The sequence below is a fragment of the Streptomyces sp. NPDC039465 genome, from assembly GCF_055639315.1.
In genome coordinates this window covers 897,290-915,040 of record NZ_JBVKAP010000002.1, presented here as the reverse complement: position 1 = coordinate 915,040, position 17,751 = coordinate 897,290, and the positions used below count along the sequence as shown (strand labels likewise).

The 17,751-nt window shown below is 71.3% G+C and carries 16 protein-coding genes and 1 pseudogene; 6 read left to right on the top strand and 11 right to left on the bottom strand.

The annotated features are described in order from the left end of the window. The first annotated feature begins 53 nt into the window (after nt 1–53). The gene (locus tag ACZ7LT_RS10445; RefSeq protein WP_471235577.1) at nt 54–887 is read left to right on the top strand and encodes a DUF2182 domain-containing protein; all 834 of its coding nucleotides are present in this window, start codon (nt 54–56) and stop codon (nt 885–887) included. A 305-nt stretch (nt 888–1,192) separates the two neighbouring features. Here ACZ7LT_RS10445 and ACZ7LT_RS10440 read toward each other — a convergent pair whose 3' ends face one another. Next, nucleotides 1,193–1,816, bottom strand: a complete 624-nt coding sequence (locus ACZ7LT_RS10440; RefSeq protein WP_471235576.1) for a DUF1326 domain-containing protein — start codon at nt 1,814–1,816, stop codon at nt 1,193–1,195. Nucleotides 1,817–2,260: 444 nt separating this feature from the next. Between ACZ7LT_RS10440 and ACZ7LT_RS10435 the strand changes: the two genes are divergently transcribed. Next, on the top strand, nt 2,261–2,914 hold the full coding sequence (locus ACZ7LT_RS10435; RefSeq protein WP_471235575.1) for a DUF1326 domain-containing protein: 654 nt from the start codon (nt 2,261–2,263) through the stop codon (nt 2,912–2,914). 241 nt (nt 2,915–3,155) lie between these two features. On the opposite strand, the gene ACZ7LT_RS10430 is transcribed toward ACZ7LT_RS10435, so the two are convergent. From ACZ7LT_RS10430 to ACZ7LT_RS10420, 3 genes are all read right to left on the bottom strand, one after another. Continuing rightward, nucleotides 3,156–3,383 carry a helix-turn-helix domain-containing protein gene (locus ACZ7LT_RS10430; protein WP_471235625.1) on the bottom strand — a complete coding sequence of 76 codons (228 nt, stop codon included), beginning with the start codon at nt 3,381–3,383 and terminating at the stop codon, nt 3,156–3,158. 51 nt (nt 3,384–3,434) lie between these two features. Continuing rightward, nucleotides 3,435–3,854, bottom strand: coding sequence for a Crp/Fnr family transcriptional regulator (locus ACZ7LT_RS10425; RefSeq protein WP_471235574.1), 420 nt, complete (start codon nt 3,852–3,854; stop codon nt 3,435–3,437). A 176-nt stretch (nt 3,855–4,030) separates the two neighbouring features. After that, on the bottom strand, nt 4,031–4,516 hold the full coding sequence (locus ACZ7LT_RS10420; RefSeq protein ID WP_471235573.1) for a hypothetical protein: 486 nt from the start codon (nt 4,514–4,516) through the stop codon (nt 4,031–4,033). 187 nt (nt 4,517–4,703) lie between these two features. Here ACZ7LT_RS10420 and ACZ7LT_RS10415 point away from each other — a divergent pair, with 187 nt between their 5' ends. Continuing rightward, nucleotides 4,704–5,156, top strand: a complete 453-nt coding sequence (locus tag ACZ7LT_RS10415; RefSeq protein ID WP_471235572.1) for an SRPBCC family protein — start codon at nt 4,704–4,706, stop codon at nt 5,154–5,156. Nucleotides 5,157–5,174: 18 nt separating this feature from the next. Here ACZ7LT_RS10415 and ACZ7LT_RS10410 read toward each other — a convergent pair whose 3' ends face one another. Then, entirely contained in the window at nt 5,175–5,375 is a 201-nt protein-coding gene (locus ACZ7LT_RS10410; protein WP_471235571.1) for a hypothetical protein, read from the bottom strand. A 259-nt stretch (nt 5,376–5,634) separates the two neighbouring features. On the opposite strand from ACZ7LT_RS10410, the gene ACZ7LT_RS10405 reads away from it, so the two are divergent. Then, entirely contained in the window at nt 5,635–5,757 is a 123-nt protein-coding gene (locus ACZ7LT_RS10405; RefSeq protein WP_471235570.1) for a hypothetical protein, read from the top strand. A 110-nt stretch (nt 5,758–5,867) separates the two neighbouring features. Here the strand turns inward: ACZ7LT_RS10405 and ACZ7LT_RS10400 are convergent. The 3 genes and pseudogenes from ACZ7LT_RS10400 to ACZ7LT_RS10390 all read right to left on the bottom strand — a co-directional run. Further along, a pseudogene (locus ACZ7LT_RS10400) lies at nt 5,868–6,005 on the bottom strand (IS5 family transposase); the annotation flags it as partial. A 311-nt stretch (nt 6,006–6,316) separates the two neighbouring features. Then, nucleotides 6,317–8,032, bottom strand: a complete 1,716-nt coding sequence (locus ACZ7LT_RS10395; RefSeq protein WP_471235569.1) for an ABC transporter ATP-binding protein — start codon at nt 8,030–8,032, stop codon at nt 6,317–6,319. A 76-nt stretch (nt 8,033–8,108) separates the two neighbouring features. Next, entirely contained in the window at nt 8,109–9,938 is a 1,830-nt protein-coding gene (locus ACZ7LT_RS10390; RefSeq protein WP_471235568.1) for an ABC transporter ATP-binding protein, read from the bottom strand. A gap of 131 nt (nt 9,939–10,069) precedes the next feature. Here ACZ7LT_RS10390 and ACZ7LT_RS10385 point away from each other — a divergent pair, with 131 nt between their 5' ends. Further along, entirely contained in the window at nt 10,070–10,711 is a 642-nt protein-coding gene (locus ACZ7LT_RS10385; RefSeq protein ID WP_471235567.1) for a TetR/AcrR family transcriptional regulator C-terminal domain-containing protein, read from the top strand. A 98-nt stretch (nt 10,712–10,809) separates the two neighbouring features. Further along, complete coding sequence (locus ACZ7LT_RS10380) at nt 10,810–11,145, top strand: hypothetical protein (RefSeq protein WP_471235566.1); 336 nt, start codon at nt 10,810–10,812, stop codon at nt 11,143–11,145. Nucleotides 11,146–11,164: 19 nt separating this feature from the next. On the opposite strand, the gene ACZ7LT_RS10375 is transcribed toward ACZ7LT_RS10380, so the two are convergent. From ACZ7LT_RS10375 to ACZ7LT_RS10365, 3 genes are read right to left on the bottom strand one after another with little or no spacing between them, the layout of a single operon-like run. Next, nucleotides 11,165–12,220 (bottom strand): trypsin-like serine peptidase, encoded by a 1,056-nt coding sequence (locus tag ACZ7LT_RS10375; protein WP_471235565.1) that lies wholly within the window; start codon nt 12,218–12,220, stop codon nt 11,165–11,167. A gap of 1 nt (nt 12,221) precedes the next feature. Beyond that, nucleotides 12,222–13,403, bottom strand: coding sequence for a trypsin-like peptidase domain-containing protein (locus tag ACZ7LT_RS10370; RefSeq protein WP_471235564.1), 1,182 nt, complete (start codon nt 13,401–13,403; stop codon nt 12,222–12,224). A 6-nt stretch (nt 13,404–13,409) separates the two neighbouring features. Then, nucleotides 13,410–17,543: an AAA family ATPase gene (locus ACZ7LT_RS10365; RefSeq protein ID WP_471235563.1), complete on the bottom strand. Its 4,134-nt coding sequence runs from the start codon at nt 17,541–17,543 to the stop codon at nt 13,410–13,412. Between the last annotated feature and the right edge of the window lie 208 nt (nt 17,544–17,751).

Genomic DNA, 17,751 nt, shown 5'->3' with positions numbered 1-17,751 from the left:
TTCTGTGCTGAGCTGGAAATGTCCTCGGGCAACGGCGCCCTGGGAGGTACGCCATGCCGCACCTACATCTCGAAGCACCCGCGCCGACCCGGCCGGGAGTGCTGCTGCCCCGGCGCGATCTGGCGGTTGGCTGGACGCTGATGGTGCTGATCGCCGTACTCGCATGGGTTCTCACGATTGGCCAGGCCCGCCACATGGGGATGGAGCCGGGCACCATGGGCCTGGCACTCCCGCTCTTCCTGCTGCTGTGGGTGGTCATGATGGCGGCGATGATGCTGCCGTCGGTGGCCCCGGTGGCCATCACCTGGGTACGGGGGATCAGCCGCCGCTCGGCGGGCTCGGTCCGCGCACTGCACATCGCCGCGTTCGTCAGCGGCTACCTGCTGGCCTGGACCGGATTCGGGCTGCTCGCGTACGGTGCCCTGGCGCTGACCGGGCACCTGGTACGCAGCGATCCGCAGGTGAGCCGCTGGATCGGGGCCGGGGCGTTCCTGCTCGCGGGGCTGCACCAGTTCGGGCCGCTGAAGCGGGTCTGCCTGCGGCACTGCCGCAATCCCATGTTCCAGCTGCTGCGGTACTCGCGGTTCCGGCCGTGGGCGAAGGATCTGCGGGTCGGCGCGCACCACGGGCTGTACTGCGTCGGCTGCTGCTGGGGGCTGATGGTCGTCCTGATCCCGCTCGGCGTGATGAACGTGGCGGCCATGGCGGCCGTGGCCGCGGTGATCTTCCTGGAGAAGCTGTGGTGGCGCGGCCCTTGGCTCACCTGGGCCGTCGGGATCGCCTTCCTCGTCGTGGCCGCTCTCGCTCCCTTCCAGGACTGGCTGCTGCCGGGCCTGCAGAACGCTCCCCCGATGGATGAGATGGCCCAGATGGCGGGCCTGCTCTGAGCGGCGGCCCCGTCGCCGCCAGCCAAGCGGCGCGCCGGCAGCTGAAGAATCCCGCGCTGGAGACGCAGAACGGCACCAGGAAGTTCACGGCCAGGCGTACGGCCGTGACCGCACCGGCGTCGCCCGACGCGATGACGGAACCCGGGTTGACCAGGGACAACACGGTGCCGACGAAAATCGCGATCGGTATGCACCGGGACAGCGACGCGCGAGAGAACACGGTCGGCAGCAGGCGCGGCTCCACCTGCGCGGGAAGAGGCATCTACCGTCCTCCTCCCGTGTTCGACGGACTGGCCGGCTGTGCGCTACCCCCGCCCTATGGGCGCGCCTTCGGGCTGCTCGCTGGAGAACGTGAAGTCGGACTGCTCTCCGTACGCCGGCTCGAAGGACAGGCCGAAGGCACTCGACGTCCCTGTCGTGCGTCCCAGGGTGAACTCGGGGGAGAATCCGAACATCGCGTTCTTCATAGTCGTGGGCCCGCCATCGGGACCGAGCAGGGGCTCGAATGCGAGCTCGGTCTTTCCCCCGACGCTGAGCCGCAGGTTCTCCCCGTCCGTCAGTGTGACACTCGCCCGCTCCACGCCGAGGTACTCGCCGTAGAACTGGGACAGTTCACCGAACGCACCGCCTTCGCGCCCGGACAGAATGCGCTCGAGCGCGTCGACCTGCTCGTCGCTGGCAGCCTCGTCGACGACGATCCCGACCTTCCAGTTCCCGGCCGTCAGGTTGGAGGGGAAGTGGTTGTAGAAGGCGAACGTCACCCCGGACAGGTCAACATCGTCCAGGCGCCCGTCCGCCACATGGAAGGCGGCGCATCCGAGGCATTCCTCGCGTCCTTGCGGGTCGTGCGGCTTCGCGTCGACGGCGCACCCGCAGACCAGCGCGCATGAGCAACCAGCCAGGTAGTTGCCCGAGATACTCCACGTCATGACTGCTCCCGATCACTGGATGACTTCCGCCGCCCGACGGTGCGGACGGCGCCGGGTCGAGAGGAGCGGGTGGGGAACGCGCGGAACGCAAGGCGGGCAACTGGCCGGCCGCGGAGCCGCGCCTGGCCGCGCCAGCGGCGAGATACCTCACCCCGCTGCCCGAGTCAGGGATTCCGTCCGGCGCGTAGGTAGCGTGCATCTTCGACTCGCTCCTGCGGACGCTGTTCGGCTCCGGGGAGCCAGCCCCTTCCTTCAAGGCTAGGCGCGCGTCCCACGGGTGTACAGATCGCCCCACGCCCGGGTCATCTCCCCCTTCTCCCATCGCGGAGGAAGGGAGAGAATCGACATGACGACCCGTGTCGCCGAGCGCTTCTGGTGATGTCCGGCGGGGCATTGCCGACCATGATGTTCCTTGCCGGTGCAGGGCCGTGTGGAGGCGATGAGATGTCCGAGACGACAGCGACTGTCCCGAGATGGCACGCGGCCGGAGACTGGTTCGACACCTGCAGGTGCAATGTCCCGTGCCCCTGTTCCTTTGCCCAGCTGCCCACCTTCGGTGAATGCGACGGCATCCTGGCCTGGCACATCCGCGAGGGCAACTACGGCGAGGTGCCCCTGAACGGCCTCAACGTGCTGATGCTCAGCTCCTTCGTCGGCAACGTGTGGGCGGAGCACAGCGACGCGTACGCGGCGGTGTTCTTCGACGAGCGGGCCGATGAAGCGCAGCGCGAAGCGCTGCAGATGATCTTCGGAGGACAGGCCGGCAGCTGGCCCGCCGAGATGGTGACCATGTTCGGCCCTGAGATGCGGGGCATGGACTTCGCCGCCATCGAGGTCGAGGTCGACGAGGACCTGGGCGGCTGGCGCGCCACGATCCCGGGACGGGTCGAGGCGAGCGCGGTGCCCCTGACGGGCCCGACGGCACCGGAGGGCGCGCGGGTCCAGTCGACCAACCTGCCGGGCTCGGAGACCGGGCCGGGCCAGGTCGCCACCTGGGGCCGCTCGACCGCGGACCGTGCCGACGCCTTCGGTTTCCACTGGAGCCGGGAGGGCCAGTCCAGCAAGCACATCACCTTCGACTGGACAGGACCGGAGTAAGTCCGTGCTCCCACCGCGCCCCGCAATCCTGGCCCCGGTGATAAGGCGCGCCGCCAGGTGGACGACCGCGGACACGGTTGTCCAGTCGGTTTCGGCCACCGGGCTGGCAGCGAATCAGGTAGGGAAGGCCCGTACGAGCCATGACGGGCCGAGGAGGCGTCGGCGTCGGAGCGGTGTCGGGTGAACTGGAGGCCGGGCGGCGGTCGGTGTAGCGCGGGCAGGTGCTTGCGGTCCGGTGACGTCAGCCCGCGTGGTCGGTGAGTCGCTGGGTGTCGAGGACGGTGATGCGGCCCCTGGCGAGGCGGATCAGGTGGTGGTCGGCGAAGTCGCGCAGGACCTTGGTGGTGGTTTCGCGGGAGGTGCCGGCCAGGGCTGCGATCTGCTGGTGGGTGAGCGCGATCTGCGGGCTGCGGCCGCCGAGGACCCGTGGCCGGGTCTCTGCGGCGAGGGTGAGCAGTGTGGTGGCGATGCGCTGAGGGACGGACTTGAAGACGCTGTCGGAGGCGCTGTTCGAGGTCGGTCAGGCGGCGGCCGAGGATTTCGGTGATGCGTCGGAGATGCGGGCGTCGGCGAGTAGGAAGCGGTGGACGTCGGCGCGGCTCATGACGCAGACGGTGACGTCGTCGAGGGCTTCGGCGAAGTTGTCGTACATGCGCTGCCCGAGCAGCACCATCTCGCCGAAGATGGTCCCGGGGCTGATGATCGCGCAGGTCAGGGCACGGCCGTCGGCGGACACCCCGAAGATGCGGACGCGGCCCTTCTTGAGGATGAACAGCGCCTCGGACGGCTGGGAAGGTGAGTACAGCAACTCGCCGGCGCTGCAGGCCTTCATCGGGGCCGCGGCGGCGATGGCATCCATCTCCGCTTCGCTCAGGTCGCGGAAGATGTCGACCTCGGAGATGCACCACGGCTTCTCAGCGTCGTCACCAGTGCGGTTCATGTGGTGTGGTTCCTCGCGTCGTCCCGGTGCCCAGGGCGGGGGTGCGGCGCCCCACGCCGGGATGGCCAGCGCGCCCGCGCTGTCGGCCAGACAGTAGTCGTCCGGGGTGCCGAGGAGAGGCTCGGCACCCCGGAGCGGTGAGCCGGTACCAGGTGTTGACGCCGACGGTATAGGCGTCATTCCGTGGTCCGGCCGTTGGGCGTGCCCGCCATCTGGGCCATGGACGCGAAGGTGATGCCGGCCAGGAGGCCGAAGACGAGCTGGCCGCCGAGGCTGGATGCGGTGACGTCGTTCCAGTCGAAGACGGGCATGCCCATGTTCGCTGGCGTGATCCACAGAGCGCCGACCGTCCACCAGACGGCGCCGTAGAAGAGGCCGAGGACGACGGCGGGCGCGAGGCGCCGCGCGAACTGCCCGAACAGGACACCGAAGGTGATTCCGGCGAACAGCGCGATGGACAGGTGGATCAGCCAGTCCGCGAAGGCGTTGGTGGAGCCGAGGAGACCTGCGACCATCGTGATCATCGCGGTGTCCATCATCGGGCGGGACACCGACATCCAGATGCCGAAGCCGATGCCGCCGACCAGGCCTGCCGCGGCGCCCCAGGCGGCATGGAGCGGAATGATCGCGACCTTGGGGGATACGTGTGCTGCAGTGGTCATCGTGATCGTCCCTTTCCTGGCGTCGTGTTTCCCTCTCTCGCCGCCGACGCTAGGACGCATGGCACGGGCACGTATGTGACCGCCCTTACCTACGCGCCGGTAGCTCCGCGGCATGCCCGGTTGCCGGTGCGCGGCCGGGGTGTCTGTATGGACCTGCGCACAGGCGGTACCTGAGACGGGGCAGCGCATGGGAATCGACGAGACCGTGGAACGGGTACTCCCGTTCGCGTGCGAGCAGGTGGCGGCGTACGCGATGGACTGGCGGCATGATGCCGAGTGGACCCAGGGCATCCGCGAGGCGACGCTGACACGGGAAGCCGACGCGGGCGGCTTCGGGGTGGGCGCCGAGGTGACCCGTACGGCGTATTTCCTGGGCAAGCGGATCGACTACGTGTTGCGTGTGGCCGCGTACGACCCGCCTGGGCTGTTGGACATGGTCTCGGTCGCGGGGCCCATGCCGATGCATGTCACCTACACCTTCGCACCGGACCCGAAGGGCACCCTCGCCTGCATCCGCGTCCGGGGCGATACGGCCGGCTACTTCCGTATGGCCGCGCCCCTGATGGGGCGGAAGGTCCGCTCCTCACTGGTGAAGGATCTGCGCGACTTGGAGCGGCAGCTGAGCCCGCCATCACGATGACGTCGATCCGTCAGAGGTTCAGCCCGCCAGGAACGCGAGCCGCGGATCAGTAAGGTTCGGGGCGATCTCGATGGTCTCGGCCGAGACGACCTCGTGGGCGACGAACGGATCGGCCGCCACACGCTGCCGCAGGTCGTCGAGGGTGGTGTTGTGGGCCAGCACGACACCGCCCTGACCGGGCTGGATGCCTCCGATCAGGAGGAAGACTCCGTCGTCCATGCCTTGCTGGATCCATGCCTGATGGCCTGCCATGTGATCCGGAGCCTGGCTCTTGTTGGCCGCAAAGCGGAGCAGGACGACAAACACGGAATCTCCATGGGTTGTTGCTGCTGCTGGTGGTGGGGTCGTTCGGCTCAGCGAAAGGAGCGCGGTGATGGGTGATCTGCGAGGCGCTCGTCGAGCCAGGCGTCGAGGCGGTCGGCCTCCCGCCGCACGAACTCGCCGTCGTGGAAGGCATTGGACAAGGTGGCCACGCGCCTTGGCTGAGGGCCAGGACATGCATCGCGAAATCGTCGGCCTCGACTGTGGACCCGAGTTCCTCGAACTGTTCCCGAAGCCACGTCCGGAAAAGATCGAAGACGGCGACAGCCTGGGGGTGTGAGGGATGACCGAGTTTGGCGAGTTCGTTCGTGAGGGTTCCGACCGGACAGCCGTAGTTCTGGATGTCCGCGCGGTTGGTGATGATGATCTCGACGGACCGTGCTGGCATGTTCATGCGCCGCGCCATGTGGGGGTGGATGCGGCGGTCAGTCTGCGGGTCATGAGGTTGATCATTGCGAGGCGGATCACGGCTTCGGAGTGCGCCTCGTAGTCGCAGGGGAGGCGGCGGTGGTTCGTGAGCCAGCCCAGGCCCCCAGTGTGAGGGCGTGGAGGGCTGAGTAGTCCTGTTGGGGCGTGCGGCAGGCTTCGCTGCCGGGTACCTGATGACAGGGCAGGGTCTACTGTCTAGGGACCAGTTGGGGACCATACGGTGTGCGCGATGGCGCACGACAGCCCTCCCCACGCCCAACTTGCGCCCGGATTAAGTCGGTTATGTCCAGACAATCCCGGTGGCCCGCGCATCTGGGGGTCAAGGGGTCGCAGGTTCAAATCCTGTCGTCCCGACTCGAAAGAGTCGCAGGTCAGGGGCCGTTTCAGAGCAATTTGAGACGGCCCCTTGATCATTTGTCGACCGCCGGCACCAAGGAGAGGTTCCAGAAGCCGGCGTAGCGGCCGCCGCGGCGCAGCAGCTCGTCGTGGGTGCCTTCCTCCACGATGCGGCCGGCGTCCAGGAAGACGACGCGATCGGCACCCCGGACGGTCCGCATCCGGTGCGCCACCATCACCACCGTGCGGCCTGCCATCAGGCGCTCGATGCCCGCGTGGACGGCGGCCTCGTTGACGGGGTCGAGCGCGGAGGTGACCTCGTCCAGCAGCACGATCGGCGCGTTCTTCAGCAGCGCGCGGGCGATCGAGACGCGCTGGCGCTCGCCGCCGGACAGGCGCGCGCCGCCCTCGCCGACGGCGGTCGCCCATCCGTCGGGCAGGCGTTCGATCACCTCGTCCAGTCGCGCCGCGGCCGCGGCTGCCCGCACCTCGGCTCCGGTGGCGTCGGGGCGGCCCAGGCGCACGTTGTCCTCGATCGTGCCGTCGAAGAGATAGACGTCCTGGAAGACGATGGCGAACTGTGCCATCAGATCTGGCGTGCGGATGGCACGTACGTCCGCGCCGCCGACGCGTACCGCGCCCGCGTCGACGTCGTGGAACCGCGCGAGCAGTTGCAACAGGGTGCTCTTGCCCGCACCCGACGGCCCCACCACGGCCAGCCGCTGCCCCTCGGGGACGGACAGTGACAGGTTCTCGAACACCGTGCGTCCCCCGTGCCGGAAGGTGACCGAGTCGAACTCCACCCCGTGACCCACCGGTTGGACCGGGTCGGCGGCCTGCGGCAGCGGCTCCGTGCGCAGCACCGCGTCGAGCCGGGCCAGTTCGCCGCGCGCGCCGCGGAGCTTGCCGCCGAGGTCGGCCAGTGACAGCAGCGGGTCCGCGCAGCGGGCGGCCAGCACCAGGATCGTCAGCAGCTCCGCGGCACCGATGTCCCCGCCGAGCGCGAGGTACGCGCCCAGGACCAGCATGGCAGTGAACACCGTCTGCACCGTCAGCGTCAGCCCCAGCACGCCCGGCAGCGCGGACAGCGTGGAGCGGCGGGAGGCGTGCTGCACCTGCCGCAGGGAGTCGTCAAGGAGACGGAAGCGTTCGGCGGTCCGGCCGCCGGCGCGCAGCACCGGCTGGGCTCGGAGGTATTCGATGACCCTGCCGGTGGCCTCGCGGTCGCGTGCGGCGCGCTCCGCGTCCTCGGCGGCGGTCGAACGACCGGTCAGGATCTGGATCGCCGCCACGACGGGGACGGCGGCCAGCGCGGCCAGGCCCAGCTGCCAGCTGGAGGCGAGGATCACGGCGACGATCGTCAACGGCGTCACGGCGGCGGAGACGAACGGCGCCAGCAAGTGCGCGATCACGCTCATCGCCTGCAGCACCCCCTGGCCGGCCAGGACGGACACCTCTCCCACCCGGGCCGCGCCGTACCACCCGAGGGGCAGCCGGGCCAGATGATCGCCGAGGCGGTGGTACACACCGCGCAGCAGCGCGGTGCCGACGCGGAACCCCGACAGGTCGCTGAGGTAGCGCAGCACCGCGTAGACGGCGACCGCGGCGCCGAACGCGCCCAGCCAGGGCCAGGCGTCGCCGGGCGTGTCCCCGAGCAGCGCCCGCAGCACGGGCAGCAGCAGGGCATACGACAGGCCCTCGACGGCCGCGGTGGTAGTCATCAGGGCGAGGGTGCGGCGCATCGGGCGGGAGTACTGGTGGCCCAGCACGCGCAGCAGCATGCGGATCATCGAGGGTGGTCTCCTTGTCGGTCGCCGCCGGACGGGCGTACGAAGATGTGGTCGAGCAGTGCGCTCGAGAGCGCCGTCACAGCCGCTCACCCTCGCCCGCGGAGCCCGGCGCGTGCCGGGTTCGCCACAGCGCGGCGAACGCGCCGTCCGTCGCGAGCAGTTCGGCGGGCGGGCCCTGCTCGACGATCGCTCCGTCCTCCAGTACCGCGACGGTGTCGGCGCCGACGACGGTCTCCAGGCGGTGGGCGATGACCAGGACCGTCCGGTCGCTTCGCAGCGCCGCCAGGGCGCGGCCCACCGCCTGTTCGGTGTGCGGGTCGGCGAAGGCGGTCGCCTCGTCGAGCACGAGGACGGGGGTGTCGGCCAGCAGGGCGCGGGCGAGCGCGACGCGTTGGGCCTCGCCGCCCGACAGCCGGGCGTCCTCGCCGATCACCGTCTCGTATCCGCGGGGCAGTTCGAGTACGCGGTCGTGGATGTTCGCCAGACGGGCGGCGCGCACCACCTCCTCCGGACGGGCGTCCGGTACCGCCAGCGCGATGTTGTCCGCGACCGAGGCGCGCAGCAGGCGTACGTCCTGGAAGACGAAGGAGACCTGCCGGTACAGCTCCCGGCTGCTCAGCTCGCGCAGGTCGACGCCGCCCAGGCGGACCGAGCCGCTCGTCGGGTCGACGAACCTCGGCAGCAGCTGGACCAGCGTGGATTTTCCGCTTCCTGACGGCCCGACGAGCGCGGTGACCGTCCCCGGCTCCAGCACCAGGTCGATTCCGCGCAGTACGTCGTGGCCGGGTTCGTAGGCGAAGTGGACGCCGCGCAGCTCCACCCGGTGGCCGTGCGGCGCGCGAGGGTGCGCCGGCTCCGGCAGCGGCGGCACCGCGAGCACGTCGCGGATCCGGCCCACCGCGCGGCGGGCGGCCTGCAGCTCGTCGAAGCCGTGCCCGAGCGCCGCCACGGGGGCGGTCAGCCCGAGCCCCAGCAGCAGGAACGGCAGCAGATCGGCCGGTGTCATCTCTCCGCCGGTGATGAGCGCCGCGCCCCCGATCAGCACGGTCAGCAGCACGAACGGGGGTGACAGCACCAGCTGCATCCCCGCGGCGATCGGGGAGATCCCGTGCACCCAGCGGCGGAAGGTGGCGACGAAGCCGTCGGCGGCGGTGCGGAACTCGCGGTGGGCGCGCTCGCCCCCGCCGAACGCCTTGACCACCGCGATGCCCTGGACGAACTCCACGACGGAGCTCGCGATCCGCGTCATCGCCGCGTCGAATTCGGCCTGCTCGCGCAGCCGGTCCTGAGTCATCATCAGCGGGACCAGCGCCATCGCCGCGACCACCGGGATCAGGGTGATCAGCGTCAGCCGCCAGTCGACGGTGAACAGGTAGACCAGCGACACCAGGGGCACGACGAACGCGGAGGCCAGCTCCCCGGGGGTGTGGGCGATGAAAGGGTGCATGGCGGCGACGTCCTCGCCCACCAGCTTGGCCAGCTCACCGCTGCGGCGGCGCGCGAGCCAGCCGATCGGGACCCGCCCCAGCCGCGCGGCCAGCTGCCGGCGGAACGCCAATTGCACGCGCCCGTCGAGCAGATGGCCGACTCCCGCCGCGGCGGCGGTGAACAGCAGCCGGACGAACAGGCCGACCGCGCCCGCGACCACAATGAACCGGACATGGCCAGGGTCGACCGGGCCGGGCGCGAGCAGGGTGCGGCTCAGCTCGACGACCGCGAGCAGTGGCGCCAACCCCGCCACCGCGCCGATGAGTTGCAGGACGATCACGGCGACGAAGCGCGTCGCGTACGGGCGCAGCAGCCCTGCCATGCCCGGCCCCTCCGCGGAGCGCTCCGGCGCGGTACCGGCATTCTCCGGTGGCCTTGTCGACGGTTCCCCCGCCTTGGCGAGCTCGGTGCTGGTCATCGTCCCCGTCCCCCGTCCCCGTCCCTCACAGCGATTCTTACGATGTAAGGCTGTGTCTCGAACGCTATACTTACGTCGTAAGAATGGTCAACCCGGATCGTGGGGCGTCCGGTGAGGGAAGGAGAGGCGCCATGGCGGCCAACAGGGCTCGCGGGCAGCGCGTGGGGCTCACGCGGCAGGCCGTCCTGGAGGCGGCCGTACGGCTCGTCGACCGAGAGGGGATGAAGGCCCTGTCGATGCGCCGGCTCGGCGCCGAACTGGGCGTGGAGGCGATGACCCTCTATCACCACGTGCCCAACAAGAGCGCCCTGCTGGACGGGATGATCGAGCAGGTCGTCGCCGAGGCCGTACCCCCGGAGTTCGGTGCCGCCACCTGGCGGGAGGACCTGCGCGCCTACGCTCACGCGCTGATGGCCGCGCTCGGCGCGCATCCGCACGCCGTACCGCTGCTGCTGTCCCGGCCCGCCATGACGCCCCGCAACCTGCGGACGATGGAGGCCGTGGTCAGGATGCTGCACGAGGCGGGCTTCCCCCTGCCCAGGACCCTGGACGTGCTGTACTCCCTGACCAGCTTCGTCGTCGGCCACGCCGCCGCGCAGGCGGGCAGTGTCGACGGCGCCGGCGGCCTGGCCTCGATGGACACTAACGCCTACCCGCTGCTGGTCAGCGCCGCCCGGGAGGCGGGCGAGGACGCGGCCGTGGCCCGCTTCGACTACGCGCTCGAAGCGCTGCTGTCCGGCTTCGAAAGGGAACTCGCACCCGCACGCGGCTGAGGGCCGGAGCCCCGGGCTCCGATTGCGGGCGCCGCGTGCCGCGCCGAGACTGAAACGGTGCGTGACACCCGAGCACCCTTCAGTAGCTGGGAGTGGACATGACCGATCCGAACAACGACTTCGCCTGCGAGGCCGGAGCTCACGACTTCATCGCCGTCGCGTACCGGGAGGCCAAGGCCGGCCGCCGGGTCAGCGTGCGGGGCACCTGTTCGTGCAGGACCGAGGGGTTCACCCTCGCCCTGGAGCTCGCTTCCCCGCCCATCGTCCCCGTCCCCGAGGAGCTCCATCTAAACCTGGTGGAGATCGCCCCCACCGGCACCGTGGCGCAGGTCGTCACGCCCACCAGTGTGGAGGGCAGGTTCGACATCGGTGACGAGGTCGAGCGGGTCGTGATCCGCAACCGCGGGTTCAGCGTGCCCGTCAAGGAGGAGTGACACCGGCCCCCACGCCGGGTCAGGCCCAGTTGATGCCCGCGCGGGCCAGCAGCGGGTCGTCGGTGAGCTGCCACAGGGGTACGGCGAAGTTGCCCGAGCGGTAGCGGCCGCCGTAGTGGAGGCCGAGGACGCGGTGGTCGGCGAGGTCGAAGACGGGGGAGCCGCTGTTGCCGCCGAGGGTGGAGCAGTCGTGCTTCATCGTCAGCCGCCCGGGCAGCAGTTCCGTCGCCGTGCCGGGCTGGAGCCGCTTGACGTTGTAGACGTCCATGAAGATACGGCGCATGGACTCCGGTTCGTTGCGGCGGCCGTCCCAGGCCGGGTAGCCGATCACGTAGACCGGCCGGCCCACCACCTCGCCGGGGGGTTCGGCGGCCACCGGCAGCGGGGTGGGCAGCGGGCCCGCGGAGGGGGTGACCCGCAGCAGGGCGAGGTCGACGTCGGCGTGGATGCCGAGGACCTCGGTGACGTCGTAGCTGAGCGCGCCGTCGCCGGTGGCGGGGCCGCCCAGCTCCTCGGCCAGGTCGACGCGGGCGGCCAGACCCTGCCGGAAGGTCCAGCCCGCGCCGTCGCTCCGGGTGAACTCGACGGCGACATGGCGGTTGGTCATCACCACGTCCGGGCCGACCAGGAACGCCGTCCCCAGCCAGTCCAGGTCAGGGTGGCCCGAGACCTCCACCCGGCCGACGCGGGCGATCGAGGCGCGGATGGCGGTCCGCGCGCCGTCCAGGACGGCCCAGTCACCCTGCTGGGAGGGGAAGTCCTGGCCCTGGATCAGGATCGCCGGACGTCCTTCGAGCAGCACGATCGCCTCGACGCCGAAGTACTCGTCCTCGTCGATGTCGCCTTCGCGGCCGGCGGCCAGCTTCTCCAGGCCGCTGACCCCCGCCTCCAGGACCCGGGAGCGTTCCTCCTGCGCGAACCGGGAGATCTGCCCGGCCGGTGCCTGATCGCCCGGGGCCTCCACGGACGACTCGGAGATCTCCCACTCCAGGCCCTTGCGGACCCGTTCGGCGACCGCGAGGAGATCCCCGAAGACCTGTGCGGGACCGGTCGCCACTGGTGAACCGTTGCGCATCTCACGCCACCTCCGGTTGCCGGGCCCACGTCTCGGCGGGCCGTGTGGTCGAGGGGGACTGGGCCGCCGTGATCTCGGCGTGGACGGCGGGGCTGTGCTCCCGCAGATGGGCGAGGACGCTGCTCATCTGGGTGCCGACGTTGACGAAGGCCGTGTTCTTGCCCTGGAAGCTGACGTCCTCCACCCGCCGGGTCCCGCGGTGCAGGGCGACCACGGTCCAGTCGTCGGTGAGGACGGGGGAGCCGGAGGAGCCGCCCCGGGTGTCGGTGAAGTAGCGCACGTCCCGCTCGTCGGCCTGGTAGACGAGGTTGTTGCGCAGGGCGACCCGTTTCGGCTGGCCGCCGGGGTGCTGGATGATGTTGACCGCGACCGGCTCGGCCGACGTCACGGTCAGCGGCTCGCTCGCCACCCGCAGCACGGGCCGGGCGGGCGGGGTGGCCAGGCGCACGATCGCGTAGTCGAGTTCCTCGTCGAAGGCGACCAGCTCGGACCCGCTCGCCTCCTCCGTCTCCGTCTCGTCGGAGAGGTAGTCGAAGCGTGAACGGGAGCCGCGGACCTGGAGGTCCAGGTCGGCCCGGTCGACCTCGACGCGGGGGACGGCGGCGGTGCGGGTGCGGGCGTTGATCACATGGTGGTTGGTGATCAGCAGGCCGGGGGCGATCAGCCAGCCGGTGCCCGTGTGCGGGAAACCGTTCGGCTGGAGCGGGGCGCCCGCCTGGAACGGGGGCACCTTGATCCGGGCGACCGCGGTACCGGCCAGTTCGCCGCCGCGCAGGAAGTCGAAGGGGACCGTGTCGTCCCGGAAGATGATCTCCTCCTTGGTCTCCCCGGCCGGCACGTCCGGCGCCACGTCCGGCTCGCCGGCGGCGTTGCGGGTCACCTCGTCCAGGGCCCGCTGGAAGACCTCCAGCGGGGCGGTGATCCCGGCGCTCTGCACGACGGCGTTGCGCAGCCAGATCTCCAGCGGTACGGAGCCGTCGACCAGCCGCTCGACCCGGTTCATCTCGTTGAGGTCCGAGTGCACCTGCGGCCCCGGCGCGGCGAGCAGCGGCAGCGTGCCGCGGTAGCGGGGCAGGATGCCGTCGAGCAGCAGCTTCCGCATCGACGGGTCCGCGAGATTCGCCTCCAGCGCGGCGTCCTTGAGCCGGACGATCTCGTCCGGCGGGAGATAAGGGTCGCTCATGGTCGCTCAGGCCGCTTTCGGGCCGTTCCTTTCCGGTGCGTCCGCCGCCGGGGACGGCGGCGGTGCCACGTTCGGTACGGCGTCGGCCGTCCCGGCGCCCAGCGCGGCCGCCACCCCGGACAGGAGCTCCCCGCTCCGGTCCCGTACGACAAGCAGCCGGCGGGCCAGCCCGTCGAGGGTGCCGCGCCGCCGGGCCTCGTGCAGGATCCCCGTCGTGCTCGTGTGGGTGGAGCCGGTGGAGGGTTCGCCGGGGGGCCGTTCCCGCTCGCCGACGGCGCCCTGGAGGATCTTCAGCAGGGCGGCGCGCAGCTGGGGCTGCTCGGCGGCCGCCCGTCCGATGGACTCGGCGAGCGCCTCCACGACGCCGTCGTCGGACTGCGGCAGCCCCACGACCTCCAGGGTGTGGTCGAGCGCCGCCGGGTCCTGGTCGCACACCTCCGCGGCGACCGCCCGGACCAGTACGGGCTGTTCGGCGAGCGCGCTGTCGGGCAGCCGGCGCAGCCTGCGGGCGAGCCGGTCGTCGACCTCGGAGCGGCCCGGATTCCCGGGCGTCCGCTCCGCCAGCCGGGCGCGGGCGAGCAGGGCGCCCATCGCCTCGAAGTCCCGGCCGAGGACGGTGGCGATGTCCTCGGCCTCCGTCAGATCGCGGTCGGCGGCGCCCGGGTCGCCCGCCGCCTCGGCGAGCCGGGCGGACAACAGCAGCAGCTCCAGCTGGAGTTCGGGGAAGCCCGCCTCCTCCGCCCGGTCGACGGCCGCCTCGGCCGTCTCACGGGCCGGCGCGGTGTGCCCCTGCCGGGCGAGGGTCTCGACCAGCAGCGGATGGAGCGGGCTGCCCGGGGTCCAGGGCCTGCGTTCGGCCAGCCGGGCCGCGGCCGCCTCCGTGTACCCCTGGGCCAGCAGGTCCTCGACCTCGCGGGCGGCGATCCGCTCCCAGTCCTCCTGGTCGGCCTCGGCCAGCACCTGCTCGGGTACGTGCCCGCCGAGCAGACCGGTGAGGAAGGCGGCGGACCGCGGGGACATGTCCTGGTCGGCGCCGTCGAGGTACCGCTCGATCCCGGTCGTCCAGCGCCGCTCCACCGAGCGGGGGTTCTCGTTGAGGCGCAGCCGGTGGTAGATCTCCTCGGCGCGCGCCTCGGGCCCCTCCCGGTCCGCGTAGTAGGCCACCGCGCGCTGCCCGACCGCGCGCATGACGTCCGTACGGGCGCTGTCCGCGAGGCGGAGCATGATCGCGCGCAGGTCGGGGCGGTGCCGTACGGCCTCGGGCCCGGCCGGTTCGACCAGGTCGAGCCGGGACAGCACCCCGAAGAGCCGGCGGGCCCGCTCGGCCGTGTCGATGCGCAGGCCGCACGGCTCGGCGAGGACCTCCGTGATCAGCTCGGGGGTGATGACCCGCAGCGCAAGGCCGGCCTGGGCCAGTTCACGGACCTCGGGGTCGGCGATGTGCTGGAGGATGCGTTCGTACAAGGCCCCCTGGACGAGCATCTGGTCGACCTTGCGGTAGAAGTAGCGGCGCCGCGCGGGCAGGCTTTCGACCAGCTCGCTGAGCGTGTCGGCCGCGCCGCCCGCCAGGACGGCGGCCCGGGCCGCCAGCTTCAGGCTCAGCGGGTGGCCGCCGACCCGCTCGGCCAGCTCGTCGGCGATGTGGGGATCGTCGACGCCGTCGGACATGAGGAGCGCGACGGCCGCCATGTGGTCGAGGTCGCCGAGCGCGATGGACCGGGGGGTGGTGACCCGGGCCGGATGGTCCACGGGGGCGCGTCCGGAGACGATGAACCGCAGCCGCGGGTAGGCCCGCTGGAGCGCGGCCCAGATGGCCCACGTCCGGCCGAGCATGGGCGAGCCGCGGTACTGCGCCTGCTCGAAGGAGTCGAGGGCGATCACCAGCGGGGGGCCCGGTTCCCCGGCCGGGGTGCCCACGGCCCGTACGACGACGTCGGCGACCTTCAGGGCCAGCTCCGTGTCGCGGGCGATCGCCCGGTCGTGGAAGCCGGAGGAGGAGATCCGGCCCAGGGTGGGGCGGGTGGTGGACAGCTCGTACAACTCGTCGACCTGGTCCTTCTCCTGCCGCTGGTGCCCGGCCGTCGCCTCGCACTCATGGGCCAGCGCGTCGAGCTCCGCGCGGTGGGCGGGGTACTGGACCGCGAGCTGCCGGGCGATCTCGGCGATCAGGGTGGTCGGTTCCTGGATGGAGAGCGTGGGCCGTTCGAAGTCGGCGTACGCGAAGGGGAACCCGGAGGGGAAGTCGCGCATGCTGTCCAGGAGGAACTTGGCGATCAGGGTGCTCTTGCCGATGCCGCCGAGGCCGTGGACGACCAGGGGCGGCTCGGGGGCGCGGGTCATCACCCGCCGCAGCCCGTGCCCGGCCTGCCGGATCCGGGCCTGCGGGGAGTCGGCCGGCAGCCCGACGTAGGCGCGCAGTTGGTCCAGCTCCTCCGTGCGGCCCTGGAAGGGGTCCTTGACCAGGCGCTGCAGCGGCTGGAGGAGGCGGGCGCGCTCCAGCAACTGCTGGACGTGGTCCGCATCGGGCAGACCGGTGACGCCGGGGATCTGCTCCAGCCACAGCACGGCCTGGAGAGTGCCGGTGAGGGCGTCGACGCCCTGGCCTTCCGGCCGCGGCGGCTCGCTGGAGAGATGGGCGAGGGCGGTGCGCTCGGGGCCCGGGCCTTCGGGGAACTGGTCGGTGTTGGCGGCGAGCGCGGCCAGGGCGGCATCCGGCCCCGCGAGGCCGCGCAGCGTCGCCTCCCGTATGCCGGGCTTGAGGGCCCAGCTGGTGGTGTGCTCGGTGCCGAGCGTGGTGGGGTGCGCGCTGCCGAGCGCCCGGCAGTCGTGCACGAGCTCCATGGCGGCCCGGCCGGTGGCCCGCTCCTCGCCCGGCAGCCGCAGCCGCGCCGGGTCGAACTGGGAGAGCAGGCAAGCCGCTTCGCGGTAGCGCCGACGGATGTCCGGCATCGGGGGCGGCCCGCCGCCCTCGGTGGGCCGCAGCTCGGCGTGGAGCCGCTCGGCGAAGTCCTCGCCGGGGGCCAGGGAGCGGTAGACGCGGACGGTGCCTTCCACCGCCGTACAGAGCCTGCGCATGTAGCTGTCGCCGTCGCCGGCCTCGGCGGCGGCGAGCACCGCGGACCGTGCCGTGTCCACCAGGGCGGCGGCCTTGTCGGGCGAAGGACCGGCGCTCTCACCGGGGAGCGGCTGCGCGGCGAAGAACTGGCCGAAGAACTCGCCCAGATCGTCCGCCCCGACCATCCGCGCGGTGTCCCGGCACTCGTTCTTGCTTATCTCGTAAGGAAGCTGACGGATCGTCGGGGAGTAGCCGAGGAGGACGAGCCGGGGCGCGGTCTCCTGGCGCACCGGCGTGTGTTCGTAGATGGCCAGGGCGAGCTTTCCGATGCAGTCCCAGACGTCGGAGGTGACGTCGAGCTTGTCGCAGTCGTCGAGCACCAGCCAGAACTGCTCGTCCGCCGCGGTCGCCAGCCGGACCACGCTGTGCACGGCGTCGTCGAGCGTCGGCAGTGGATCGTTCAACTGTGTCGGGTTCAAGGGCGTGATCGGGGTGCGGGGGTCGGCGACGAACTCGGTCAGCCGCCGGACCACACCGGCGGCCGTGGAGGTCCGGGAGAGCGTGACCCGCACGGGACGGAAGCCGCAGTGCTGCCCCAGGTGGCGGATCAGGTGGTACGTGTAGGAGCGGCCGCTGTCCGGTTCGCCGTCGACCACCAGCACGGTCTTCTCGGTGTCCGTGACGAACTCGCGCAGCCTCTCGCGCAGCTCCGCGCGGTCGATGAAGACCTCGGTGCCGTTCTTCAGCACACTGCTCTGGAAGTGGTCCTGGGGCGAGGCGTGCTCGGCCTGGTCCTCAAGGAGCACGGCCCGGTAGTGCGTCACCGTGGTCCCGGCCTCCAGCGAGCTCAGCGCGTCGTCACGGAGCAGCCCGTCGAGGAGCAGGAGCTGGGAGGCGATGCTCCGGCGCGCCGCCCGTACCAGCGCCACCGCGTTCTCCCCGGCCTTCGTGGTCAGAGGGAGCGCGCCGATGAATTCCTGGGAGAATCCGAGCTGTTTGATCGGGGTGTACGGGTCGGGGGTGTCGAGGATGAAGTCCCGCACCCAGCCGGTGACCATGTCCCATTCGGTATCGGTGAGCGGCATACCGCACCTGCCCGGCCGCCCCTGGGGGGAGCCTGAGAGGGACTACCTGACATCTGTCATGGTTTCACTCGGTATGTGACGTCGCAAGGTCGCGGGCTGTGGGCCGAGCGCGGCCGGGACAGGACCGATCGGGGGGCGCTGTCCGGCACGGGGTTCACCGCGGCGGCGGTCACGGAACGGATTTCCGTGACACCCCCCTGCCGAAGGA